This window comes from Pseudomonas sp. GL_090 (assembly GCF_057837765.1).
The window spans coordinates 4922795-4947975 of the sequence record NZ_CM174452.1 but is presented as its reverse complement, the minus strand read 5'-3'; the positions used below and the strand labels follow the sequence as shown (position 1 = coordinate 4947975).

Annotated in this window: 18 protein-coding genes, 4 tRNA genes and 1 pseudogene; 14 read left to right on the top strand and 9 right to left on the bottom strand. The window is 59.2% G+C overall.

Going from position 1 to position 25181, the window contains the following annotated elements:
* Positions 1-29: 29 nt before the first annotated feature.
* The 5 genes from AC3ITA_RS22225 to AC3ITA_RS22205 all read left to right on the top strand — a co-directional run bounded on the left by AC3ITA_RS22225 (position 30) and on the right by AC3ITA_RS22205 (position 2134).
* Positions 30-1271, top strand: a complete 1242-nt coding sequence (locus AC3ITA_RS22225) for an aspartate kinase (RefSeq protein WP_007971040.1) — start codon at positions 30-32, stop codon at positions 1269-1271.
* Between the two features lie 188 nt (positions 1272-1459).
* A complete protein-coding gene (gene csrA / locus AC3ITA_RS22220) occupies positions 1460-1648 on the top strand; it encodes a carbon storage regulator CsrA (protein WP_002554426.1) in 189 nt (62 codons plus the stop codon).
* Between the two features lie 62 nt (positions 1649-1710).
* A tRNA-Ser gene (locus AC3ITA_RS22215) sits at positions 1711-1801 on the top strand.
* Positions 1802-1908: 107 nt separating this feature from the next.
* Positions 1909-1985: transfer RNA gene (locus AC3ITA_RS22210), tRNA-Arg, on the top strand.
* Between the two features lie 72 nt (positions 1986-2057).
* Positions 2058-2134 (top strand) — tRNA-Arg (locus tag AC3ITA_RS22205).
* Positions 2135-2154: 20 nt separating this feature from the next.
* Here AC3ITA_RS22205 and AC3ITA_RS22200 read toward each other — a convergent pair.
* A pseudogene (locus tag AC3ITA_RS22200) lies at positions 2155-2256 on the bottom strand (cell envelope protein SmpA); the annotation flags it as partial.
* 346 nt (positions 2257-2602) lie between these two features.
* Between AC3ITA_RS22200 and mgtE the strand changes: the two are divergent.
* Positions 2603-4045 (top strand): magnesium transporter, encoded by a 1443-nt coding sequence (gene mgtE / locus AC3ITA_RS22195; protein ID WP_414929088.1) that lies wholly within the window; start codon positions 2603-2605, stop codon positions 4043-4045.
* A gap of 234 nt (positions 4046-4279) precedes the next feature.
* Here mgtE and AC3ITA_RS22190 read toward each other — a convergent pair whose 3' ends face one another.
* Positions 4280-4606 carry an Arc family DNA-binding protein gene (locus AC3ITA_RS22190; protein ID WP_003178899.1) on the bottom strand — a complete coding sequence of 109 codons (327 nt, stop codon included), beginning with the start codon at positions 4604-4606 and terminating at the stop codon, positions 4280-4282.
* Between the two features lie 110 nt (positions 4607-4716).
* On the opposite strand from AC3ITA_RS22190, the gene AC3ITA_RS22185 reads away from it, so the two are divergent.
* Positions 4717-4950, top strand: coding sequence for a hypothetical protein (locus tag AC3ITA_RS22185; RefSeq protein WP_414929102.1), 234 nt, complete (start codon positions 4717-4719; stop codon positions 4948-4950).
* Between the two features lie 69 nt (positions 4951-5019).
* On the opposite strand, the gene AC3ITA_RS22180 is transcribed toward AC3ITA_RS22185, so the two are convergent.
* The gene (locus AC3ITA_RS22180; RefSeq protein WP_095944573.1) at positions 5020-5199 is read right to left on the bottom strand and encodes a PA3371 family protein; all 180 of its coding nucleotides are present in this window, start codon (positions 5197-5199) and stop codon (positions 5020-5022) included.
* A gap of 363 nt (positions 5200-5562) precedes the next feature.
* Here AC3ITA_RS22180 and AC3ITA_RS22175 point away from each other — a divergent pair.
* The 3 genes from AC3ITA_RS22175 (at position 5563) to AC3ITA_RS22165 (ending at position 12124) form a co-directional block, all read left to right on the top strand.
* Positions 5563-5639 (top strand) — tRNA-Arg (locus AC3ITA_RS22175).
* Between the two features lie 271 nt (positions 5640-5910).
* The gene (locus AC3ITA_RS22170; protein ID WP_489278371.1) at positions 5911-11877 is read left to right on the top strand and encodes a DUF5801 repeats-in-toxin domain-containing protein; all 5967 of its coding nucleotides are present in this window, start codon (positions 5911-5913) and stop codon (positions 11875-11877) included.
* An 82-nt stretch (positions 11878-11959) separates the two neighbouring features.
* Positions 11960-12124, top strand: a complete 165-nt coding sequence (locus tag AC3ITA_RS22165; protein ID WP_489278370.1) for a hypothetical protein — start codon at positions 11960-11962, stop codon at positions 12122-12124.
* Positions 12125-12159: 35 nt separating this feature from the next.
* On the opposite strand, the gene AC3ITA_RS22160 is transcribed toward AC3ITA_RS22165, so the two are convergent.
* The 3 genes from AC3ITA_RS22160 to AC3ITA_RS22150 all read right to left on the bottom strand — a co-directional run bounded on the left by AC3ITA_RS22160 (position 12160) and on the right by AC3ITA_RS22150 (position 17828).
* Positions 12160-12873 (bottom strand): response regulator transcription factor, encoded by a 714-nt coding sequence (locus AC3ITA_RS22160; protein ID WP_489278369.1) that lies wholly within the window; start codon positions 12871-12873, stop codon positions 12160-12162.
* A complete protein-coding gene (locus AC3ITA_RS22155) occupies positions 12870-13136 on the bottom strand; it encodes a hypothetical protein (RefSeq protein WP_489278368.1) in 267 nt (88 codons plus the stop codon). Before AC3ITA_RS22155 ends, AC3ITA_RS22160 begins: the two co-directional genes overlap by 4 nt.
* Before the next feature lie 558 nt (positions 13137-13694).
* Complete coding sequence (locus AC3ITA_RS22150; RefSeq protein ID WP_489278367.1) at positions 13695-17828, bottom strand: CheR family methyltransferase; 4134 nt, start codon at positions 17826-17828, stop codon at positions 13695-13697.
* Positions 17829-18171: 343 nt separating this feature from the next.
* Between AC3ITA_RS22150 and AC3ITA_RS22145 the strand changes: the two genes are divergently transcribed.
* From AC3ITA_RS22145 to AC3ITA_RS22130, 4 genes are all read left to right on the top strand, one after another.
* Positions 18172-19776 carry a response regulator gene (locus tag AC3ITA_RS22145; RefSeq protein WP_414929083.1) on the top strand — a complete coding sequence of 535 codons (1605 nt, stop codon included), beginning with the start codon at positions 18172-18174 and terminating at the stop codon, positions 19774-19776.
* Positions 19773-20465 carry a sensor histidine kinase gene (locus AC3ITA_RS22140; protein WP_150672580.1) on the top strand — a complete coding sequence of 231 codons (693 nt, stop codon included), beginning with the start codon at positions 19773-19775 and terminating at the stop codon, positions 20463-20465. Before AC3ITA_RS22145 ends, AC3ITA_RS22140 begins: the two co-directional genes overlap by 4 nt.
* Positions 20466-20666: 201 nt before the next feature.
* Positions 20667-21911, top strand: a complete 1245-nt coding sequence (locus AC3ITA_RS22135; protein ID WP_172435308.1) for a glutamine synthetase family protein — start codon at positions 20667-20669, stop codon at positions 21909-21911.
* Between the two features lie 70 nt (positions 21912-21981).
* A complete protein-coding gene (locus AC3ITA_RS22130; protein WP_150672582.1) occupies positions 21982-23364 on the top strand; it encodes an MFS transporter in 1383 nt (460 codons plus the stop codon).
* A 62-nt stretch (positions 23365-23426) separates the two neighbouring features.
* Here the strand turns inward: AC3ITA_RS22130 and AC3ITA_RS22125 are convergent, their stop codons facing one another.
* The 3 genes from AC3ITA_RS22125 to flgM all read right to left on the bottom strand — a co-directional run bounded on the left by AC3ITA_RS22125 (position 23427) and on the right by flgM (position 25108).
* A complete protein-coding gene (locus tag AC3ITA_RS22125; RefSeq protein ID WP_095942698.1) occupies positions 23427-24173 on the bottom strand; it encodes a flagellar brake protein in 747 nt (248 codons plus the stop codon).
* A 92-nt stretch (positions 24174-24265) separates the two neighbouring features.
* Positions 24266-24733: a flagella synthesis protein FlgN gene (locus AC3ITA_RS22120; RefSeq protein ID WP_095942697.1), complete on the bottom strand. Its 468-nt coding sequence runs from the start codon at positions 24731-24733 to the stop codon at positions 24266-24268.
* 48 nt (positions 24734-24781) lie between these two features.
* Positions 24782-25108, bottom strand: a complete 327-nt coding sequence (gene flgM, locus AC3ITA_RS22115; RefSeq protein ID WP_056728065.1) for a flagellar biosynthesis anti-sigma factor FlgM — start codon at positions 25106-25108, stop codon at positions 24782-24784.
* Positions 25109-25181: the final 73 nt, after the last annotated feature.

Below are 25181 nucleotides of genomic sequence, written 5' to 3'. Positions count from 1 at the left end.
CGCCCTTCATGGGCAGAGGCGGCTTTGAAATGGCTTTGATCGTACAGAAATTTGGAGGCACCTCGGTCGGCACCGTCGAGAGAATCGAGCAGGTCGCCGACAAGGTTAAGAAATTCCGCGACGCCGGCGATGACCTGGTGGTTGTGCTGTCTGCAATGAGCGGCGAAACCAACCGTCTGATCGATCTGGCCAAGCAAATCAGTGGCGACGGTCAACCGGTTCCGCGCGAGCTGGACGTGATCGTTTCCACCGGTGAGCAGGTGACGATTGCCCTGTTGGCCATGGCGCTGATCAAGCGCGGCGTGCCGGCGGTGTCCTACACCGGCAACCAGGTGCGGATCCTGACGGATAGCGCGCACAATAAAGCGCGTATCCTGCAGATTGATGACCAGAAGATTCGCGGTGATCTGAAGGCCGGTCGTGTGGTGGTTGTCGCCGGTTTCCAGGGCGTCGACGAGCATGGCAACATCACCACCCTCGGTCGTGGCGGTTCCGACACCACCGGCGTGGCGCTGGCTGCAGCCCTGAAGGCTGACGAATGCCAGATCTACACCGACGTCGACGGCGTCTACACCACCGACCCGCGTGTGGTGTCCGTGGCTCAGCGCCTGGACAAGATCACCTTCGAAGAGATGCTGGAAATGGCCAGCCTCGGATCCAAGGTGCTGCAGATCCGCGCGGTCGAGTTCGCCGGCAAGTACAACGTTCCGCTGCGCGTACTGCACAGCTTCAAGGAGGGTCCGGGCACCCTCATTACTATTGATGAAGAGGAAACCATGGAACAGCCGATCATTTCCGGTATCGCTTTCAACCGCGATGAAGCCAAGCTGACCATCCGTGGCGTGCCAGACATCCCGGGCGTTGCCTTCAAGATTCTCGGCCCGATCAGTGCCGCGAACATCGAAGTCGACATGATCGTGCAGAACGTTGCGCACGATAACACCACCGACTTCACCTTCACCGTGCATCGCAACGACTACCAGGCGGCGCAAGCGGTGCTGGAAAAGACCGCTGGCGAGCTGGGTGCCCGTGAAGTCGTGGGCGATACCAAGATCGCCAAGGTGTCGATCGTCGGTGTTGGCATGCGCTCTCACGCAGGCGTGGCCAGCCGCATGTTCGAGTCCCTGGCCAAAGAAAGCATCAACATCCAGATGATCTCGACTTCGGAGATCAAAGTCTCCGTAGTGATCGAAGAGAAGTACCTGGAACTGGCTGTGCGCGCTCTGCACACGGCTTTCGAACTGGACGCACCGGCCCGCCAGGGCGAGTGATGCGTTTGCCAAAAGGCGCGGTCTGACCGCGCCTTTTGTTTTTTTGAATGGCGTGGCCCTCGAGGCTGTTCTTTTGCTCGCGCTAGTCAATACTCAGGCATGTAGGGCTGCGACCGCTCCGGTTGTGGGTCGAGTGCCTTTTTTTTGCAGACTGTTGTCCCTGAAATGTAATGCGTGAGGAGAAAGGTATGCTGATTCTGACTCGTCGGTGCGCAGAAAGCCTGATTATCGGTGATGGCGAAATCACCGTGACCGTGCTCGGCGTCAAAGGAAATCAAGTGCGCATCGGTGTCAATGCCCCCAAAGAGGTGGCTGTTCACCGGGAAGAAATTTACCTGCGTATCAAGAAAGAGAAGGACGAAGAACCAAGCCATTAATTTTTATCGTTTTTTATGTTTGCAAACGGGGAAGAAGCTGGTTAATATACGCCCCGTGTTGCGGAGAGCTGGCCGAGTGGCCGAAGGCGCTCCCCTGCTAAGGGAGTACACCTCAAAAGGGTGTCGGGGGTTCGAATCCCCCGTTCTCCGCCATTATTTGCGTAGTACGTTGTAATCTGGCTTCTTCGGTAAGTTGTTGAAATTACTAGAAAAAGTGTTTGACATAGAGATTAGACGGCCTATAATGCGCGGCAACAAATGCACTCGTAGCTCAGCTGGATAGAGTACTCGGCTACGAACCGAGCGGTCACAGGTTCGAATCCTGTCGAGTGCACCATTTAAGAGTTAGTTGCAGCAATGCAGGTAACTTGGCTTCAGCCAGTTGTGGTCTGGTCTAAAAACACAAAATGCACTCGTAGCTCAGCTGGATAGAGTACTCGGCTACGAACCGAGCGGTCACAGGTTCGAATCCTGTCGAGTGCACCATACAAACAGAAAGCCCGCATTTAATGCGGGCTTTTTGCCGTCTGGAATTTGGCTTTTCCTTTCGTGCATCCCTTCCCGTCGAACTCCACGTTTGCGCTACGACCTCGCCGGGTGTCGTAGCGCTAGCTGTGATCTCTCTGCGTACTCTCCAGCGTCTTCCGTGACGTTCCTTTTCAAGGGGAGCGTCTACAATTTTCGAAGGGTGTGTGTTTTCCTTTCAGAATTCGTCGTCGCATTTTCATGGATCAGGACGATGCTCAAGATTGTTGTGCAAGCGCTTGTTTCAGCCGAGATTTTTTAACGTTTAAAACCGTCAGGCGGTGTATCATTGCGCCCGTCAGCCCCGCCGGGGCTTGTGGAATACCTCCATGGACTTACCCAGTAGTTACTCAGTACCCCGTTTCACCAATCATGAATTGACTGATTGATCCTTCCGGCGTGCCCCGCTGCTGGGAGTGGAGTTCGCCTATGTCTGAAATCGAAGTAAAGAAAACGCAGGAAAGCTTGCAGGATCGCCTGGCTCAGGTGGTTGAGCTGCTGCAGCGCCAGCGAGTTGTAGAAGACCTGACTCACCGCCAGGAAGGCCCGCATCATGACCGGGTCGAGAACCTGGTCCACCGGCAGAACCTCGTCGAGCTGCAACGCAAGCTCGATGACCTGCACTCCGCCGACGTCGCCTACATCCTTGAAGCCTTGCCGCTGGACGATCGTCTGACGCTCTGGCAACTGGTCAAGGCCGATCGCGACGGCGACATCCTTCTTGAAGTATCCGATTCGGTCCGTGAATCGCTGATCGCCGACATGGACGATCACGAGCTCCTGGCAGCCGCCAAGGACATGGATGCCGACGAACTCGCTGACCTGGCCTCCGAGCTGCCGCGAGACGTCGTCCATGAGCTCATGGAGACCCTCGACCAGCAACAACGCGAGCGCGTGCGTTCGGCACTGTCCTACGACGAGGAGCAGGTCGGTGCGCTGATGGACTTCGAGATGGTGACCATCCGCGAGGATGTCAGCCTTGAAGTGGTCTTGCGTTATCTGCGCCGTCTCAAGGAGTTGCCGGGCCACACCGACAAGCTGTTCGTGGTCGATTACGACGGCGTCCTCAAGGGCGTGTTGCCGATCAAGCGTTTGCTGGTCAACGACCCGGACAAACAGGTTTCCGAGGTGATGGCCAGCGATCCGGTGAGTTTCCACCCGGACGAAGACGCCTACGATGCCGCCCAGGCGTTCGAGCGTTACGATTTGATCTCCGCCCCCGTGGTCGACAAGAACGGCAAGCTGATCGGTCGTCTGACCATCGATGAAATGGTCGACCTGATCCGTGAAGAGAGCGAAAGCGAAGTTCTCAACATGGCGGGTCTGCGTGAAGAAGAAGACATTTTTGCGTCGGTCTGGAAATCCCTGCGCAACCGTTGGGCCTGGCTGGCGATCAACCTGATTACCGCGTTCGTGGCTTCTCGGGTGATCGGCTTGTTTGAAGGTTCGATCGAGAAACTCGTGGCGCTTGCGGCGTTGATGCCGATCGTGGCGGGAATCGGCGGTAACTCGGGTAACCAGACCATTACCATGATTGTGCGGGCCATGGCGCTGGACCAGGTGAGCACCGGCAATACCTCGCGCCTGATGCGCAAGGAATTGGCGGTAGCGCTGATCAACGGCGTGATCTGGGGCGGGGTGATTGGCCTGGTTGCCTACATGCTCTATCACAGTTGGTCATTGGGCGTGGTGATGACCGCCGCGATGACGCTCAACCTGTTGCTGGCGGCATTGATGGGGGTCTTGATTCCGATGACCCTGGCGAAGATGGGGCGCGACCCGGCGATGGGGGCCAGTGTGATGATTACTGCCGTGACCGACAGCGGAGGCTTTTTCATCTTCCTGGGGCTGGCGACAATCTTCCTGCTCTGAAGTCCTGCTTGTTGAAAACCCGCTGAATGGCGTAATGCTGTGTAGGAGCGAGCTTGCTCGCGATGGTCGCTAAAGATAACGCGTGTTTGCTGACTAAACGCAGCGCTCGCGAGTCCATCGCGAGCAAGCTCGCTCCTACAGTGATTAGCACTACGCCCGTGGCGGGTTTTTTTGTGCCCGGATTTCAGGCAAAAAAAAGCCAGCGATCAGGCTGGCTTGGGCTTTCTGGCTGAATCAGGACGCGTCGGCGGCCATTTCAGCGTCATGGGCGATCAGCGAAACCAGGGCGTTCTGCTGTCGATGGGAGAGCTGGCGGAAGCGCTGCAGCAGCTCCCGTTCGTGTAAGGAAAGCTCGGGGCTGTCCAGACGCATGCTCAACTCTTCTCCCAGTGCACCTTCCTGAATAAGACTCTGCTCAAGGCGCGCAATGATTTCGGAGTTCATGCTGCGATGATGATTGCGAGCCACCTCGGCAATGCGTTCACGCATTCCGTCTGGCAGACGTACGACGAACTTGTCAGCCGTACGGCTGGAATAAATTGCCTGTTTCAATGGGCGCATATATTTAACCGGTTAGTTCAGGGGAGCGGTTTTCGGGATTGGCCGCAGGATGTCTGGTAGGACAAGCGCTCTGGCCAAATGTTCAACCTGAATTGATAGAGGCGCGCATCATGCCTCAAAGTAGCCAGATCCTTGGCGTCAATTCTGTGACAAATATTGAACTGGATAAAGGCGTTCTGCCAGCACCAATTATCAGAAATGCGGACTGGTTTGAAAAGTTCGACCAGGCCGTATCACTTCGTGCTTTCTCCACCCGACGAAAGGTTTCCGGCGGGCAGGAAAAAGTGAACTCGATCCCTGTTCCTTACCTTTTACAGAATAGTGGCAAATGGCCGATTTACTAGGGGAGTCGCATGGAGGGGGGGAATTAAGGATGGATGGCAGGCCCTTGCAATGGGACTGCCATGTCGGGATCACCGCAGAACCGGATCAAACTTGATCTTGCGCCCGGCGATCAATGCGAGCACGAACAGCGCGCTGAATACGCCACAGGCGATCAGGGGGAGGGTGACGACCATGTCCTGGGTCAATGACAGATGAAAAATGCCGCTCAACAAGGCGAGGATGAAGAAACTCGCGGCTGATCTGGACATGCTGTACTCCTGGTGAAGGTCATTCAAAATACCAATCGTTCGGCGGATGGAGCCGGCACCAGGATGTTTTCCTGGCTGACAAAGCCGTGCCGGTCGCTTGTCGTTGCCAGCAGCTTGCACGCCAGAGTCTATCGGCAATTAAATTCTTTAAAAACAATGAATTAAGTTATTTTTGGCAAATCTCGATATTGCATTTTGCAATGATAGCTTTTTGCAGTGATGCAATTTGCACGGTAAACAAGTCCGCACCCGCTCGAGGCGTCTGCCTACACTTAAAAAGCCTACGGACGACATGACAAAAGCCAGCCCGGCCGTTAACATGCACGCCGTCCATCGCACCGCGTATCGTCGTGGTCACCGTGTGTCTCAGTAGCTCAATTGGATAGAGCATCCCCCTCCTAAGGGGAAGGTTGGCAGTTCGAACCTGCCCTGGGACACCATATTTTGCAGCTCCCCCACCTGTTTCAACGCTTCCCTTTCACGACTCGTAGATAAAGTTCGGCAAATTCAGATGCCCGGGATTTATCCCAAGCCATCAACTTTACCTTCGCGACTTTCCGTCTCCTCCCCCCTCGTAGTCTGAATCTCCCATCCCGTCTGGGAGTATCCGCCGATGTGCCGCCTGCGGTGCTTGTTCATAGTTGAGACCAATAGATCAGAAAATGGTCCAAGGTCGACCCCCGATGACTGGACCCCGCTCAGGAGAAAGTCATGACTATGCGCAAGAAAACCTCATCGCCCACGAACGACCTGACCAATAACACCGGTGACCATCCTTCACCCGTCAACCACGACTGGACGTTTACCTACATTCCGACCGTCACCACCAACCTTGAAGACTACGCTCCCGGCAGCACAGCCATCATTACGGCCAGCGGTTTTGCCGCCGGCAGCACCGTGACACTCGAAGTGGACCACGCCATCGGTGCTGGCGCGGATGGTGTGTGGGGCACGCCCGACGATGTGCTCGACACCAACACCGGCGCGGGGCATGAGCCCTGGTCCGTGACCGACGGCGGCGCTGGCGATCTCGACGGCCAGGTCAACGGCAGCGTCACCACTTCGTGGTACGTGAATCCCGACGACTCGGCAGGCGCGACGTTTCTGCTCACCGCGACCGCTGCGGGCGCCGATGGAGTGGTCGGCACCGGTGACGACGCCGTGGCGACAACGTCCTTTACGGACAGCGTTTTGGGCGTCGTGGCGACCGGCGAGGACGTCACGCTGGACGAAACGGTCGGGTTGCAGAACGCCACTGCCACGCCAGCCCCTGCGGGGGACGCTGACGACAACGATATTCTGGTGGCGTCCCTGCCTTCGACCTTCACTACCCGATTGACTGCTCTGGGGGCAGGTACCGCAACAGGCGCGGCCTTGAGTGGCTATACCGGTGCCGTGGGCAACACTGGCAGCAATGCATTCACCATTACCGCTGACCCCGGAGCAAGCATTACCGATATCAGCTTCGTCGGCATCTCCGGCGCACCGCTCAATGGCGTGGACAGCGGGCTGGATACTCTCGATGGCATCGACATCCTTCTCTATACGGATACGAACAACAACATCGTTCTGGGTCGAGCCGGGAGTTCCACCGGCGCGATCGTGTTCGCTGCCTATATTGAAGAATCCGGATCGGGCGGCAAAATCTGGACCGTGGAGTACCAACCGCTTAAACACCCCGTTACGACGAATGCCGATGATTCGCTCAACCTGCTGGATAAGGTTTTCATCGGCGCCAGCCAGGACATGGAATTCAGCCTGGCCAATGCGCCCTCCGGTCAGAACCTGTTCCTGATGTTCACGAAGGCGAACCCGAACGTTGTCGATGTCGGTGGTGTGTTGCGGATCACGGACCCCACCATCATCGCCACCGGCAAGGACCCCGCAGACCAGTCAAGCGGCGCCAATATAACGACTGGAGACACGATCAATACCAGCCAGGCGGGTGGCCCTACCACCTTCGGCACCAATAATCAGATGATTGTGGAGCAAGAAGGCATCCGCTTTTCGTTCGTCACGGGTGCCAGGCAGAGTGTGACCATTCCCAACCTGGACCAGAACGAAGCCGATGTTGAATCCAACGTCGACTTTACCGGTGTCTTCAATGCGAAATCGGCCAGTTTCGACGTTGTGCAGTTGCAAAGCGGCAAGAGTGCCGTGGTAAGAGTCAGCGCATCCAGCACCGCTGCTGAACCTGGCACGAATTTCATCAATGGGTATGGGAATGATTCGCCGGTGGCCATCACCAATGTTCGTGTCTTCAACAGCATCGGGCAGGTGATCGAGAATTCAAACGGCTCGGTGAATGATCCTGCCATTACCATCAGCTTCGCAGCAGGGGTTGCAACCATCACCGGCGTCAAAGCCGGTTACCAGATTGAATACACCACTGCGGCGGACCACAACCGTGTGCTCGTCGAGAACGGGGCGGCCGTCAATGCCAAGGGCAATGAACACGCCGATTTTGATATCGGTGGCTTCACGCTGGTCCAGGCCTCTATTTCGAAAGCCGAAATCGGCTCCAGGATCATCTTCGACGACGATGGACCGAGCATCACCACCACCGGTACGGAACCAACGTTGACGGTGGACGAAACGGTACTGGCGACCAATGCCACCCAGAGCTTTGCCGCCAACTTCAATTCGGCGTTTGGCGCTGATGGGGCCGGCACCCTGACCTATGCGCTGGGCGTGGTGGCGGGGGCCTCCGGGCTGATCGACACGGCCACGGGCGAGGTGGTGAACCTGTCGCTCAACGGCACCGTGGTCGAAGGCCGCACGGCCCTTACCAGCCAGCTGGTGTTCACGGTCAGTGTCGCCGCCACTGGCAGCGTCACGCTCGACCAGATCCGCGCCGTGGTGCATGCCAACACAACCAATCCCGATGATTCGACGAGCCTGACCTCGGACAACCTGGTGACGCTGATCGCGACCAAGACCGACAGGGACGGCGACAGCGCCCTGGCGACCCTGAACATCGGGCAGAATCTGGTGTTCAAGGACGACGGGCCGAGCATCACGAGCACCGGCGTGGAACCGACGCTGACGGTGGACGAGACAGTACTGGGCACCGACGCCAACCAGAGCTTTGCCGCCAACTTCAATTCGGCGTTTGGCGCCGATGGGGCCGGCACGCTGAGCTATGCGCTGGGCGTGGTGGCCGGAGCTTCCGGGCTGACGGACACGGCCTCGGGCGAGGCGGTGAACCTGTCGCTCAACGGCACTGTGGTCGAAGGCCGCACGGCCACGGGCAACCTGCTGGTGTTCACGGTCAGTGTGACCGCCACTGGCAGTGTCACGCTCGACCAGATCCGCGCCGTGGTGCATCCCGACCCAACCAATCCTGATGATTCGACGAGTCTGACCTCGGACAACCTGGTGACGCTGACCGCGACCAAGACCGACGGGGATGGCGACAGCGCCCTGGCGACCCTCAATATCGGGCAGAACCTGGTGTTCAAGGACGACGGACCGAGCATCAGTACCACCGGTGTGGAACCGACGCTGACGGTGGACGAAACGGCACTGGCGACCAACGACACCCAGAGCTTCGCCGCCAACTTCAACTCGGCGTTTGGCGCCGATGGGGCAGGCACCCTGACCTATGCGCTGGACATAGTGGCCGGGGCTTCCGGGCTGACGGACACTGCCACGGGCGACGTGGTGAACCTGTCGCTCAACGGGACTGTGGTGGAAGGCCGCACGGCCACGGACAACCTGCTGGTGTTCACAGTCAGTGTGGCCGCCAATGGCAGCGTCACGCTCGACCAGCTCCGCGCCGTGGTGCATCCCGACCCAACCAATCCGGATGACTCGACGAGCCTGACCTCGGACAACCTGGTGACGCTGACCGCGACCAAGACCGACGGGGACGGCGACAGTGCCCTGGCGACCCTCAACATCGGGCAGAACCTGGTGTTCAAGGACGACGGGCCGAGCATCAGCACTACCGGTACGGAACCGACGCTGACGGTGGACGAAACGCTGTTGGCAACCGACGACACCCAGAGCTTTGCCGCCAACTTCAACTCGGCGTTTGGCGCCGATGGGGCCGGCACGCTGACCTATGCGTTGGGCGTGGTGGCCGGAGCTTCCGGACTGATCGACACGGCCTCGGGCGAGGCGGTGAATCTGTCGCTCAACGGTGCCGTGGTCGAAGGCCGCACGGCCCTCGGCAACCTGCTGGTGTTCACGGTCAGCGTCGCCGCCACTGGCAGCGTTACGCTCGACCAGATCCGCGCCGTGGTGCATCCCGACCCAACCAATCCCGATGACTCGACGAGCCTGACCTCGGACAACCTGGTGACACTGACCGCGACCAAGACCGACGGGGACGGCGACAGTGCCCTGGCGACGCTGAACATCGGGCAGAACCTGGTGTTCAAGGACGACGGACCGAGCATCACCAGCACCGGCGTGGAGCCGACGTTGACGGTGGACGAGACGGTACTGGCGACCAACGCCACCCAGAGTTTCGCCGCCAACTTCAACTCGGCGTTTGGCGCCGATGGGGCCGGCACGCTGAGCTATGCGCTGGGCGTGGTGGCGGGAGCCTCCGGGTTGACGGACACGGCCTCGGGCGAGGTGGTGAACCTGTCGCTCAATGGCGCCGTGGTCGAAGGCCGCACGGCCCTCGGCAACCTGCTGGTGTTCACGGTCAGTGTGGCCGCCGATGGCAGCGTCACGCTCGACCAGCTCCGCGCCGTGGTGCATCCCGACGCCACCAATCCCGATGATTCGAAGACATTGACCTCGGACGACCTGGTGACGCTGACGGCAACCATTACCGACAAGGAGGGCGACAGCGCCCAGGCGACCCTCAACATCGGGCAGAACCTGGTGTTCAAGGACGACGGACCGAGCATCAGCACCACCGGCGTGGAACCGACGCTGACAGTGGACGAGACGGTACTGGCGACCAACGCCACCCAGAGCTTCGCCGCCAACTTCAACTCGGCGTTTGGTGCCGATGGGGCCGGCACGCTGAGCTATGCGCTGGGCGTGGTGGCGGGAGCTTCCGGGTTGACCGATACGGCCTCGGGCCAGGCGGTGAACCTGTCGCTCAACGGCACCGTGGTCGAAGGTCGCACGGCCACGGGTAATCTGCTGGTGTTTACCGTCAGCGTCGCCGCCAATGGCAGCGTCACGCTCGACCAGCTCCGCGCCGTGGTGCATTCCGACCCAAACAATCCCGATGATTCGAAGTCGTTGACCTCGGACAACCTGGTGACACTGAGCGCGATCAAGACCGACGGGGACGGCGACAGCGCTTTGGCGACCCTGAACATCGGGCAGAACCTGGTGTTCAAGGACGACGGGCCGGCACTTAGTTTCGGCAACCTGATCGGGACCGGTAGCGTCCTGGCGCAATCCGGGTTCTGGAACATGGCGACGGGAGCCGACGGGCTGGGTGCGGCCGGTCTGGACATCTCGCTGGTCAATAACCAGTTTACCCTCGTCCGGCCCGACAACACGACCACGACCGGGACCGGCACGCTCACCGAGCTGGCGCCATCACCGGATGCCAATGGCGCGTACCAGTTCGCAGGAACCTTGACCGGTGACTTCGATAACAACGCCGCAACGGCGAACACCACCGTCGACTACACGTTGACCGCCTTTGCCGATGGCCGTTATGCACTGGATCTGGTGCAAGGCTTCAGTTCGATGATCGTGCTCAGCAGTGCCGACGGATCGCTCGCTGCCGGCGGCCCGGATTCGGTGCGCACGCTGTTGATTCCGCAGACGAATGACCTGACTATTCCTTCGGCATCCGAGGAGATCGTGTTCTTTTCCGCGAAGGCACTGGCGTCGACGGCGGAGATCCTGAGCGGCATCGGGCTCGGAGCACCCGACCCCACCGAAGCCGCGCTGCAGACCAACCCTCTGCCGTCGTACATCGACCCGGCAGCCATGAACGTCAGCACGTCCGGCATCGGCGTCGCCAACAACGTGTTCCAGGGAGATAACCTGGCGGCCATCAGCGCCGCCGATGAAAGCTTCGTCATCAATCCAGAGACCCTGCTGACGGGCATGAAGGTCTTCATCGACAATTCCGTGGCGGGTTACAACACGGCGACCGAGGACCTGTACTACAGGATCTACTACGCCGATGGGACGTTTTCCAGCCTCACCGAGGTGAACACCCTGACGCCGGAGGCTGGCGGACAGGTGTCCTTCCTCATCGAGAAGGCGGGTGCGTCACTGATCGACGCTGTTCAGCTGACGATGGGCCGGGGCGATGTCAAGATCCCGGTGATCCAGTTCATCCAGCAGAGCGAGAGCCTGGCCAGCGATGTCCAGCTGGCGTTCAGCGCGACGCTGACGGACAAGGACGGAGACTCGGCGACGAGTAGTTTTGACGCCAACCTGTTCGCCAACGACCCGGCCAACGCAGCCTTCGACTTCACGTTGGTGGGCACGATCGGTGAGCGAGATGCCTTCAACATCGATCTGTCAGTCAATGAGAACCTGTACCAGTTCACCGGCTTCGATACGGGCCCTGGCGTGCAAGACAAGCTGGTGTTCAACGGCGACCCGAACGCCGTTGTCCAATCGATCAACAACACCGGCGCGGACAGCGTCGTGACGGTTGCCGAGACGGGCGGACAAACAACGACCATCACCTTGGTCGGGGTCGATCTACAGAGTACCGACATCTTTTTTGGCAGCGCTTGAGGAATTGCGCGCGTGAACGGATGCGAGGGCGGCCCAGGAAACCCCCCTCGCATTCTTTTTGCGGCTCCAATACGAGATCCGCATGATCGCATCCGCGGTGAACTATCGAGCGGTACAAGGCTTGAAGGGGGCGGCGGGGGAGATACGGGTTAACGCGGCAGGATATATCGAGAACGACATCAGCATTCCGGGAATCCTGTTCCGGGCCACCGACAAGGAGGGCGAAATGGTGAAGGCCTACCCCTGAAAGCAAGGGGCAGACCGTTTTGTATCGACTTGAATTCAATCCAGTTCCACCCAGACGGACTCGGTCGGTGCTTCGTTGCTGAGCCCGTGTTTGAGCGCATACATCAGCAAGTCGATGCGGTTGATGAGGTTGAGCTTTTGATAGATGTTGCTCAGGTGGTTGTGCACGGTGTGCTCGCTGATCCCCAGGCGCCCGGCGATGCTTACATATTTGGCGGACGGTTCGCCCACGATGGCGCGAATCAGTTCTCTCTCGCGCAGCGTCAACCGCGCCTGTTTCGCCCGCTCCAGATTGCATTTGATGGGTATGTGCCCGCTCACGGCATAGCCGCAAAGGCCGCCAGCCCAGGCTCTGTCCATTGCGAAGTCGCTATGGTGAACATTGAGGATGGCCTGGATAATCGATTCCGTCGGGTCTTCCGCGAGCACGATGCCGCGAGCGCCAGCCTCTATCGCTTGGGCAGCGGGGACGACTTCGTACAGGCCCTTGAGCAACAGCACTTTCATTTCAGCGCTACGGGTGAGTCCCGCGACGACATCCAGAGGATTCAGCGCATCCGGAAAGAAACTGAAAAAAATCACATCCGGCCGCAACTGATCGGCAAGGTCCAGCGCCTGGGTATAGGTGCTGGCCTGTCCTGTCACTTCCATCCGGGGCTTTCTGGCATTGATCAAGTCGTGAAGGCCCTTGAGTACGAGGGGGCGACAATCGATCAACATCACGCCAATTGACTCGTTCTGGTCAGTCATGATCTTCCTGACCCCCTTGAAAAACCTGTAATGGCCCCCATCCGCCGGCCTTCCAGGGTCAGTAACTTGCAAACTGGGGCGGTGCGATTGAAGGATGGATTTGAACGCCGGTAGGCCGTGATGATGCCCGCCCGGGTATTGGCAACCACCCCCCCCGGGGCAATTTCCATCGACAGCACTGGCACGCGGGGCGAAGGTTTACAAAAGTCAGGCAAAGCCCGGGAGAGGAGATCAATACGAGTAATTATCAGTGGTTTACGCATGATGATGTGCTCCCTCCCGCCTATCAACTGATTCTAGGTCAGCCCGGAGTGCTACCAACCTACCCATCCGTCAGGTCCTCGATAGCGAGCCGGTGCGACGAGGCCTGAGCGATGTTCTCAAGGGGGACAGTAACCCTCGAAAATCAAGGAATTAGGCTCGCCGGATGTGGCCACTGGCCAATATCGGATCCCGATCAATGTCGTCAATTAATCGACGAGTGGTGTGAAGTTAGAAGTGCTAATTTGAGGGCGGTCAATTTGTTGGCGATTCACGGTCTGACCGAGCCACCTGCCAGCCAGCGCTTGTTGATATCAGCCGACGACCTGCGTGGAAACCCGGTGACGGCTGTGCCTTGCTTCAAATTACATCTGTGGAGATCAATCGATGCGACACAGAGGCACCGGATACTGGCTCTGGACCAATACCCGCTTACCCTTTCAGACCTATGAAGAAGTGTTCGACGACGGCGTGCAGGTCGAGGTGCGGGCGCGCAAAGGAGCGACTGCAGCAGGCCATCGATCAACGGGCCTGCGTGCAGCGGGCTTACTTGAGTTGCCTCAGGTCAATGAGCGCCGCAGAGCCTCAATAGTGTCGATCAGGTCATCGTAGGACACCGGTTTACCGATGTGCTGGTTGAAACCCGATTGCCGTGATTTCTGAATATCGCTTTGGGCACCGTAACCGGTCAGCGCAATGGCAGGCACATTTTTGACTTGCGGCAATTGGCGCAGGGCGCTGATCAGTTCATGGCCGTTCATGACCGGCATGCCCAGGTCCGAGATGATCAGGTCGAACCGGGTATTTTTTGCCGCGTCCAGCGCCGCCGCCGGACGGTCGAAAGCGATCACCTGGGCGTCCTCCATCTCCAGCAGCATCTTCAAGGTTTCCAGTACCTCGGCGGAGTCGTCTACCAGCAGGATGGTCAGGCCGCTGAGCCGGCCGGAAGCGTCTTCGATCTGCGCGGCGGGCAGGGCTTCGCCGTTGATCTCGGCCAATGGCAAGTAGACGGTAAACGTGCAACCGGTACCCACGCCGCCGGAACTCACTTGCACCGTGCCTCGTTGTGCCTCGGTCAATTGACGGACCAGCGACAGGCCGATCCCCAGCCCCTCGCGTTGGTGCGAGGCGTGCTGTTTCTCCGCCTGGCCGAACAAGTCGAATACGTGTTCGAGGTGCTCTTTCGCGATACCGATGCCGTTGTCTTTGACATCCAGCCTGGCCATGTTGCCCGCCTGACTCGCGATCAATTGCACGCGGCCCTTGGCCGGGGTGAATTTCAGTGCGTTGTTCACCAGGTTCCAGATGATTTGTTCCAGACGCGTGGGGTCGGCCTGGATCATCAGTGCCTCGGCAGGGGCTTGCAGCTCGACCTTGATGTCGTGCCCGTCATTGAGAACCACGGTGTAGATGTCACGCAGGACATTGTTCAGGTCCACAGCGACCGATTGCAGCTTGAGCTTGCCGGTGCGGACCCGGGCGACATCCAGTAGATCGTCGATGATCCGCGCCTGGCTGGTGACGGCTTCGCAGATGGTGTTGACGGCTTTGGCGGCTGGAGACAGGTTTTTCGTCACTGGCAAGCGACGCAACAGTTCCGCATTGAGCTGGATCAGGTTCAGCGGATGCTTGAGCTCGTGGGACATGACCGCAAAGAACTCGTCCTTGAGGTAACTGGTATTGCGCGTCTCGGCCAGTTGCAGGCTCTGTTCTTCATGCTGGCGCTTGTGGCCGGTCAGGTCCCGGGCGATTTTCACGTAACCCTGAAGTTTGTCACCGTTGAGCAGAGTGACTTCGCCGCTGCAAAAGAATCGGCTGCCGTCCTTGCGCAGGTGCCAGCGTTCATCTTCGAAGCGCCCATGATTGCGGGCCGATTGCAGTTCGTTTTGCGGAATGCCGTTGGCACGATCTTCGGCTGAAAAGATGAAATCGTAGCGAGTCCCCTCGGCCTCGTCTTTGTTGTAGCCAAAGATCAATTCGGCACCTTTGTTCCAGCTGGTGATCACGCCGTGTTCATCGAGGGTGATGATGGCGTAGTCGCGGGTGCTTTCGGCGACCAGCCGCATGCGTTCTTCACCCAGGCGCAACTCTTCCTCGGCCGCGCGGCGCTTGGTGATTTCGATGAAAGTCAGCACCGTACCGTCGATGTGGTCTTCGCTGGAGCGATAAGGCAACAGGCGGGCAATGTACCAGCGGTTGTCGGTGCTGCTGACTTCGCGCTCGATCATGTTCAGCGATTCGAAAACCAGGGCGGCATCGGCGGCCAGGTCCTCGTAGTGCAGGCGATGGGTGATATCGAGCAGTGAGCGTCCGGTATCGACCGGCAGCATGCTGAAGATGTCGGTGGCACGGGGGGTGAACCACTTGATGCGCAAGCTGCGGTCGACAAACACCGTGGCGATGTCGGTGGAGGCGATCAGGTTGCTCAGGTAATCGTTGATCTTGTCAGTCTCTTCGACTTTGGTTTTCAGTTCGAAGTTGACCGTCAGCAGCTCTTCGTTGATCGACTGAAGTTCTTCCTTGCTGGTCTCGAGCTCTTCGGTGGCCGAGCGCAGCTCTTCGTTGATCGCCTGCATTTCTTCATTGGAGGCCTTCAGCTCTTCGCTGGAGATTTCCGATTGTTCGATGGTGTCTTGCAAGTGCAGCTTGGTGCGTTGCAGTTCGCGCTCAAGGTTGGACAGCACCTGGCTTTCGGTTTGCAGCTGGGGGCTCAAGGTCACTTCCGAGGGGTCGATCTCGAGCTCCTCGAAAATCACCAGTACGTACTCGCCCTCCGAGACTTCATCCTTGTAGGGATGGGCGACCAGATCGATCAGGGAGCGCCGTTCATCGCGTTTGATCGGCACCCCGCGGGACTTGACCGAAGTACCGCTCTGCTGGACCTGGAACAGGGTGGTGCGGATTTCCAGGCGCAACTCAGGAAGAATCAGGTTCAGCAGGTTGCGCGACAGTTCGCCGCCCACATGCCGCAGGAAACGCCCGGCGCTCTCGCTCATGTGCAGGATGTCGGCGTTGGTATCGACGAGTACGCTCGGTGGCGCCGACTGTTCGAGGGCGCGCTGGTGCAGGTCGGCCACCGACAGTTTGCGTTGCACGCTGGTTTCCTGGGCCTGCCGGGGCATATTGGTACGTACGTAGCCGCCACGGGGCATGGTGGGCGTGCGTCGGCTGGAGGTCGTGCCGGTTTTGGCGCGGAAGATCCGGTTGCGTTTGTCGACAGGGGCAAACAGTTCATGGCAGGCATCGGCGCTTTCGGACGTGCCGAGGAACAGGAAGCCGCCGGGGCGCAGGGCGAAGTGGAACATCTGGAGGATCTCGCGCTGCACTTCGCGATCCAGATAGATCAGCAGATTGCGGCAAACGATCAGGTCGATCTGCGAAAACGGCGGGTCGGACAACAGGCTGTGCTTGGCGAATAAAACCCTTTCGCGCAACTCCTTGCGCACCCGGTAGTGGTCATTCTCCTTGATGAAATAGTGGCGCACCCGTGACGGAGGCACGTCGGTGATGATCGCTTGCGGATACAGACCGCTGCGCCCGTAGCTGACCGCGCGCTCGTCGATGTCGGTGGCAAACACTTGCAGCGTGGCCTTGCTGGAGTCCAGTTGCATTTGATCGTGCAGCAGCATCGCCAGGCTGTAGGCTTCTTCGCCGGTGGAACAGCCGGCGGACCAGACACGTATTTCTTCTTTTTTCTCCGACTGTGCCGAAGCCGTGGCGGCGTTGACCAGTTGCGGCACCACATCTCGCTCGAGGGCTTCGAAGGCTTCGCGGTCACGGAAGAAGTTGGTCACACCGATCAGCATGTCGCCCAGCAGCGCCTTGGTTTCCTCGGGATTGTTTTGCAGGAATTTGTAATAGGAGGCGAGGTCCGGTTGCGCCGTGACCTGCATCCGGCGTTCGATGCGTCGCAGTACCGTGGCACGCTTGTAGTGTTTGAAATCATGGCCGGTGCCAGTGCGCAATTGAATCAGAATGTCATGCAGCATCTGCTCGGCCGCCGCGGTATCGCGCTCGGACACCGGGGCAACACTTTTCATCTCCTGATCACTGACCGTGGGCAGGCTGATTTCCCGGGCGTTGCGCCACAACTCCAGCAACTTTTGCGGCATTTCAACCACCGGCAACACGAAGTCGACCATGCGCGTATCGATGGCGGCTTTCGGCATCCCGTCGAACTCGGCGTCTTCCGGCGTCTGGACCAGGGTGATGCCACCTTGTTCCTTGATGCGCGACAGGCCGACCGCGCCATCCGAGCCGGTGCCCGACAGTACCAGGCAGAACGCGCGTTCACGGTGCACATCGGCCAGGTCGCGGAAGAACAGATCGATCGACGAGTGACGTCCCAGGCGCGGGTCGACAGGGCTGACCTCAAGCAGACCGTCATTCATGTTCAGCTGTTGCGCCGGCGAAATGACGTAGACCCGGTTCTTTTCGATAGGCACCGTGCTGCCGACCTGCAGGACCGGCATCTTGGTTGATTCCTGGACGATCTTGTCGGCGATGCTTTGGTGGTCGGGAGACAGATGGAGAATGATCACGAACGCCATGCCGTTGTCCTGCGGCATGTTTTCGAAGAACAGCTTGATCGCTTGCAGCCCGCCCGCCGACGCGCCGATCCCCACCACCGGAAAATCCAGCGTGCTTGGGCTCAGGGCCTTTCGCTCTGGAACGGTATTGGAGGGTCTACTCATGGGGTCGTCCTTTGGCGATGGGGGGCATGCACTTGAGTCCTGGGAGAGGCAAGAGCAAATCGATAAATCAGGATAATCCTGTTTTTCGCTAACGCCTTCAAATAATTAGAGTGTGCCGCAGGGGAAGATTCTCAAGGGAACGCCACTGCTGGCCGATAACCCGGGCAGTCAGGGGGCATTTTGCCTCTTAAGGTTGGCTGGGGGGGGCTCATCTCTATGAGAAGGTGTTTGATAGCCTAGTGCCACCCGTTATCATCTGCGCGCCAAAACAGGGGCTGCGAAGCTGAGTCCGTCCGTGTATTTGCCTTTGGGTTCTTCTTCTTAAATTGCCTGGAAATCTTCGATGCTGTCGTATCACCAAAAGCGTTTTCTGATCGTCGATGATTTCTCGGACTTCCGCAGTTCGGTCAGGTCGATGCTGCGTGAACTGGGCGTCAAGGAAGTGGACACTGCCGATACCGGCGAGCAGGCGCTGAAAATGTGCTCGCAGAAAGCCTACGATTTCATCTTGCAGGACTTTCACCTGGGGGACGGCAAGAAGAACGGCCAGCAGGTGCTCGAAGACCTGATGGAAGAAAAGCTGATCAGTCATGAAGCGGTGTTCGTCATGGTCACCGCCGAAACCAGCCAGGCCATGGTGCTCAGTGCACTGGAACATGAGCCCGATGCCTACCTGACCAAGCCGTTCAACCGCTCCAGCCTGGCCCAGCGCCTGGAGCGCCTGGAGCAGCGCAAGACCTTGCTCAAGCCGATCCTGCAGGCCCTGGATCGCGGCAAGCCGATGGAGGTGCTCAACGCCTGCATCGCCCTGTGCAAACAAGACATCCGCTATTCGCCACTGTGCTTGCGCTATCGCGCCGATGCCTTGCGCGACCTGAATCAGAACGAAGCGCTGGAGCGCCTCTACGACGGCATCATCGCCGACCGCCCGTTGCCATGGGCGTTTGCCGGGTTGGGCAAGTTGCTGTTCAAGCGCGGTCAGGTCGGGCAGGCCAAGGGCATTTATGAAAAAGCCCTGAAAGTCTTCCCGATGATGCCGTCGCTGTATGACGGCATGGCGGATGTATTGGTCGCCGAAGGGGACACCAAGGGGGCGCAGCGTGTCCTGGAAGAGGCGATTCGCCTGTCGCCTCTGGCGGTGCGCCGGCAAGCGTTGCTCGGTAAGCTGGCGATGACCAACGAGGACTTCGACACTGCCTCCAAAGCCTATCGCCAGGCTGTGGCCCAAGGCGCGCAATCACGTTTCAAGGATCCTGAAAGCAACCTCGGCCTGGCTCACGCGTTGATCAGCAAGGGCAGCGAACGGGGCCTGGACACGCGCACCCGCCTGGAAATCAACACCACGTTGAGCGCCGTGGCCAAGGAAAACCCCTCCGATCCGGGCCTGCAAATCCGGGCGCGCCTGATGAAGGCCACCAGCCTGTTGCTCAACGATGCAGAGACGGCTGACAAGCTCACCGAGCAAGCCATGTTGCGTCTGGACGGCATGGAGCAATTCATGAGCGCCGAAGCGGCCTTGCTGGTGGCCAAGCAGCTGAAACTGCTCGGGCAGACCGAGGCCGGTACCGCGATGCTGAAAAACTGCGTGGAAATCTACGGCGACGATCCGGTGGTCATGAAGGACATCGCCAAGCAGACCGACGACCCGAGCATCCTCAATTCCGGCAACGCCGCCGCGGAACTCAACCGTCAGGGCGTGCGCGTCTACAAGACCGGCAACCTGGTGGAAGCCCGGCAAGTATTCCGCAAGGCTCTGGCGATGCAACCGAAGAACATCAGTATCGCCCTGAACCTGGCGCAGTCGTTGTTGCATGGCACCGATACCAACCTTCCTTCGGCGGAGCTGGAAGAATGCCGGACCTGCCTGAAAATGGTCGGCCTGATGCCCGACTCCGACGCGCGCTATCCGCGTTACCAGAAGCTGAAAAGCAAGGCGCTTGGTCAATGAACGACAACCAACAGGCACTGGATTTTTCCACGGTGATCGCCTCTACCGTGCATGACATGAAGAACTCGCTGGCCATGCTGATGCAGGCCCACAGTCAGTGGCTGGGGCGATTGCCGCAGACGGCGCGGCAGACGCCGGAGCAGGGCGTGATCGACTTCGAGTTCGCTCACCTCAACGGCATGCTGGTGCAGTTGCTGGGATTGTACAAACTCGGGGTCAACCAGATGCCGCTGCAACCGGCCTACCATGAACTGGATGATTTCATCGAAGCGCAACTGGCCTGTCATCAGGAGGTGTTCGCCAGCCGCGGCATCATGGCCACCTTTGAAGTGGATCCGCTGAGCCCGCTGGGTTTCTTCGATCGTGAGTTGATCGCGTCGGTATTGGCCAACTGCATCAACAACGCCATTCGTTTTGCGCGGCATGCCGTTCTGATCAGCGTCAGCGACGAAGCCGGGCAACTGGTGTTGACCATCAATGACGATGGCGAGGGGTATCCGGCGCAGATGATCGAACGTCAGACCGATTACGTGCAGGGCATCAATCAAAGCACCGGCAGCACCGGGCTGGGCCTGTACTTTGCCGGGCGAATTGCCGCGCTGCATCAGCGCAACGGCGTGGGTGGGCGTACCGAAATCAGCAATGGTGGTCCATTGGGTGGGGGAGTGTTTCGCCTTTACCTGCCCTGACCGGCAGCATATTTAACGACGCTGCTTGAAATTCCGAACACGCGGAGCCTATTTTGTACGGTCGCCGTTCGCGGCCCGTACAATAACAAGGATAGCGTCATGACGACCGTTGGCCTGAGTTCACTCGCGCAGCGATTGACGGGCATTGATCAAGTTGAATGTGTCACGCCGGACTTGAATGGCGTTCCACGGGGCAAAGTGATGACCGCCGAGGGCTTTCTCGACGGTCGACGTTTGCAGATGGCACGGGGTGTGCTGCTGCAATGCATCATGGGCGGATATCCGCCGGCACGTTTTTACGGCAGCGACGATGGCGACCTGGCGTTGATCCCGGACCCTGCACAAATCCACCGCTTGCCCTGGAGCCATCCGCCGCGGGCCTTGGCCATTTGCGATGCGGATGAACTGGGCACCACCACCAGTTCCAATCTGTCGACCCGTGGCCAGCTCAAGGCGGTGATTGCCCGTTATGCGGCTCGCGGCCTGGCGCCCGTGGTGGCGACCGAGCTCGAGTTTTTTGTCTTCGCCCCCAATACCGATCCGACCCTGGCTTTTCAACCGCCACTGGGGCTGGACGGTCGCCGCGAAGACGGTCAGTCGGCGTTCAGCGTCAGTTCCAACAATGGCTTGCGGCCGTTCTTCAATGAAGTCTACGAGTGCATGGCGGCCTTGGGGCTGCCTCGCGATACCTTCATGCACGAAATGGGCGTCAGCCAGTTCGAGATCAATCTGCTGCACGGTGATCCGCTGTTGCTGGCCGACCAGACGTTCCTGTTCAAGCACCTGCTCAAGGAAGTGGCCCTCAAGCACGGCCTGAGCGTGGTGTGCATGGCCAAGCCGTTGGCGCATACGCCGGGCAGTTCGATGCATATCCACCAGAGCGTGGTCGAGATCGATTCAGGGCGTAACGTGTTCAGCGATGAGGCGGGGCAGGAGACGGCCATCTTCCGCCACTTCATTGCCGGTCAGCAAACGTGCATGGCCGATTTCACCGCGTTGTTTGCGCCGAACGTGAACTCCTATCAGCGCTTGTGCCACCCTTACGCCTCACCGAATAATGCCTGTTGGTCCTACGACAATCGGGCGGCGGGCCTGCGCATTCCGGCCAGTTTGCCGGTGGCCCGTCGGGTCGAGAACCGCTTGCCGGGGGCCGACGCCAACCCGTATCTGGCGATTGCCGCAAGCCTGGCGGCGGGGTTGCATGGCATCGAAAAGGCATTGGAGCCGAGCGCGCCGATCCAGGGTGAGTTCGAAGTGCCGGATAATCTTTCGTTACCGTGTACCTTGCATGCGGCACTTGAGCGTCTGAAACGTAGTCAGTTGGCCAAGGAACTGTTTGGCGTGGAATTCATCGAAGGCTACATTGCTTCGAAGACCCTGGAACTGACCAGTTTCCATGATGAAATTACTCCCTGGGAACGGCGTGTTTTAGCAGCCCAGGCCTGACGATCCATCGACATCCGGCTATCGTTTAGCGGTAGCCGATTCTCACTGCAAGGAGCCGCTCGGAACGCCGATGCGCCAAATCTGGAAATCCTTTCGAGCGCTGTATTTCGCCTCGCTGATGATGTTGATCGGCTCGGGCCTGTTGAGCACTTACCTGGCGTTGCGCCTGGCTGCCGACCATGTCGACAGTCTGTGGGTCGGTGCGCTGATGGCTGCCAACTATTTCGGCCTGGTGCTGGGGGGCAAGATCGGTCACCGGTTGATTGCCCGGGTCGGGCATATCCGGGCTTACTCGGCCTGTGCCGGGATCGTTGGCGCGGCGGTGCTCGGCCATGGCCTGGTGGACTGGTTGCCGGCCTGGCTGTTTTTGCGGGTGATCGTCGGCCTCGGCATGATGTGTCAGTACATGGTGATCGAGAGCTGGCTCAATGAGCAGGCCGATGCCAATCAGCGCGGCATGGTCTTCAGTGGCTACATGATCGCTTCGTATCTGGGGTTGGTGCTGGGGCAGTTGATTCTGGTCATGCATCCAGGGCTGGGGCTTGAATTGCTGATGTTGGTCGCCCTGTGTTTCGCCCTGTGTCTGGTGCCGGTGGCCCTGACGCGGCGGATTCACCCGGCACCCTTGCACCCGGCACCGATGGAGCCGCGCTTCTTTATCAAGCGCGTGCCACAGTCATTGAGCACGGTGCTGGGGGCGGGCTTGATCGTCGGTTCGTTCTACGGTCTGGCGCCGCTGTATGCCTCGCAGCAGGGATTGTCCACGGAGCAGGTCGGCCTGTTCATGGGTAGCTGTATTTTTGCCGGGTTGCTGGTGCAGTGGCCGCTGGGTTGGTTGTCCGATCGCTACGATCGGGCCGTATTGATCCGCAGTTTTGCATTCAGCCTGGCACTGGCGGCACTGCCGCTGGCGATCATGCCGCAGGTGCCGCTGGAGGTTCTGTTTATCGCCGGTTTTATCTGTTCGCTGGTGCAGTTCTGCCTGTATCCGTTGGCAGTGGCGTTCTCCAACGACCACGTCGAAGGTGATCGCCGGGTGTCCCTGACGGCAATGTTGCTGGTGACCTACGGCGTTGGCGCGAGTATCGGGCCGCTGGTGGCCGGCGTGCTGATGAAGCTGTTCGGCAGCCAGATGCTTTATGCGTTTTTCAGTTTCTTTGCGTTGGTGCTGGTGTGGCGGATTCGCCCGAAAGCGGTGACCAACCTGCATCAGGTGGAAGACGCGCCGCTGCATCACGTGGCCATGCCGGACAACATGACGAGTTCACCGCTGGTGGCCTGCCTCGACCCGCGTGTTGATGAGCAGGTGGTGCAGGATCAGATGCAAAACCCGGTGAGTACCGGGCCAGAGCCTGAATCAGAACCTGAAACTGTCACCGAAGCTGAAACCGATCAGCCGCCGCAAGACCCTGATACAGGGCGGGACCCTAACCTCAGCGAGGCCAGGCCTTAAATCCAGGGCATAAAAAACGGGCAGTCACCGCAAGGGACTGCCCGTTTTTTGTTGACGCTCTATCACATGTCGTCTTTGTCGAAGCGACGTGCTTCACGTTGCAACTGGTAGACGAAGCGCTCGACCTGGCGCTGCACCAGCCCGCTCATGTTGTGGAAGCGAACGCCGGCGAAGGTGGTGGAAATCCTTTCTTCGAAGTGCAGATAACGCAACTCGACCGGTGCGGTCATCTTGCCGAAGGGCAGGTCGGCGCTGAAGCGGTCGTAGACCTGACCCAGTTGCAGGCTGCCGGTGATGTCGCCGTCGAAGCGCAGTTTGCAGCCGGTAGCGGAAATATCCAGTAACTTGCCGCTGATCGACGCCTTGAGCTTTTCGCCGTCGAGGTTGACGTTGACCAGTTGTGCCAGCTTCAGCGCGGCGCGGAACGCATTGCGGCGCTGGTGGTACACCACTTCAGCGGGCAGGGGGCCGCGATAGCAGCGGCTGCCACCGGATTCGTCGATGTTCAACTGGCCGTTGCTTTCCCAGGCAATGCGTACGCCTTCGTGGAAGCCTTCGACCCTGAACGGCTCACCCGCCAGCAGGTAGCGCTCGCCATCACGGGGAATCATTTCGTCCAGGGCGATCATGTTGCTGTCACGGTCCAGGTCCACCAGATAGCTCTGGAAGCGCTGGCTGCGCTCGTGGAACGTGATGATCAGCGGGTCATGGCTTTCGAGCAGCTGGCGCAGGTTGCTGGAGATTTCCAAGGGCGTGGAGAGCACCTTGGGTGGCTGCGGAGCATCATCCACGGATAAGGCATTGGACACGGTTAATCAATCTCCAGACAAAATTTGACTACGGCAAGCTAGCAGTTTGCCAGTATGTTGCGCGTCTTGATAGAGCGGGGGCATTGACCGGCTCATGCCTGACTGAGCGGGCGCGGCTTGGCAAGCTTGGAGAATGTTCCGCTGGCATCGTAAAGCGCCGGGGTTTCACCGCCGGTGAGGATTTTCAGCTGGGTGGCCGTCGCGGCCTGCTGAGTGAGGATCGACTGGCCGTTGTTGGCGTTGATGGCCTGGCACTGGGCCAGGAGATCGGTCAGCACGTCACTTTGCGCCAGCAACTGCTCGCCAATGCTCGACTGGCCGGCCAATTGCTCCAGACCGCCGCGGTTGGTCGGCAGGTTGAGGCTGGCGAGGATTTCACTGCGCTTGCGGCCATGCTGTTCGAGCAAAACGACCAATGCCTGTTTCTGCGCCAGGATGTTCTCGAGCAATGGCATGTCGCGGCCATGCAATGCGAGGGATTCGGTCTGCAGGAGTTCCAGCAAGTGTTGCGCTGGAGCAAAGTCGTCGGTGATCAGTTGCAGTAAATTTGTGTCGTGCATGGCTGGCCTTGGGTTTTAAGCGTCCAAAAGCCTGGCGCCGGCGGTGGCCTAGCGCTGGGCTTCGAAGTTGAGCAGTTTGCTGGCTACACGGTTGCTGTCGACTTTATAGCTGCCATCGGCAATCGCTGCTTTCAACTCGGCCACGCGGGCGTTGTCGACGGCAGGCTGATCGCGCAGCTTGTCAGTGACCTTCTGCAACTGTTGAGCCTCATTGCTGAGATGTACCGATTCCCCGCTTTTGACGGTACCGGCCTGTTCGGCCGCGGACTCCAGCGGCGCGGATTTGCCGGCCTCGGCGCTTTCCTTGCTGGCGCTGGTACGTGTACTGCCCGTCAGGGACGAGGAGCTGTTCAAACGGCTGAAATCGATGACCATGATAAAAAACCTCTGGGAATTTGGACGCTTGCCATGGTTTCGGCCATTCCCTGGAAAACTTTAGGCTCATTTA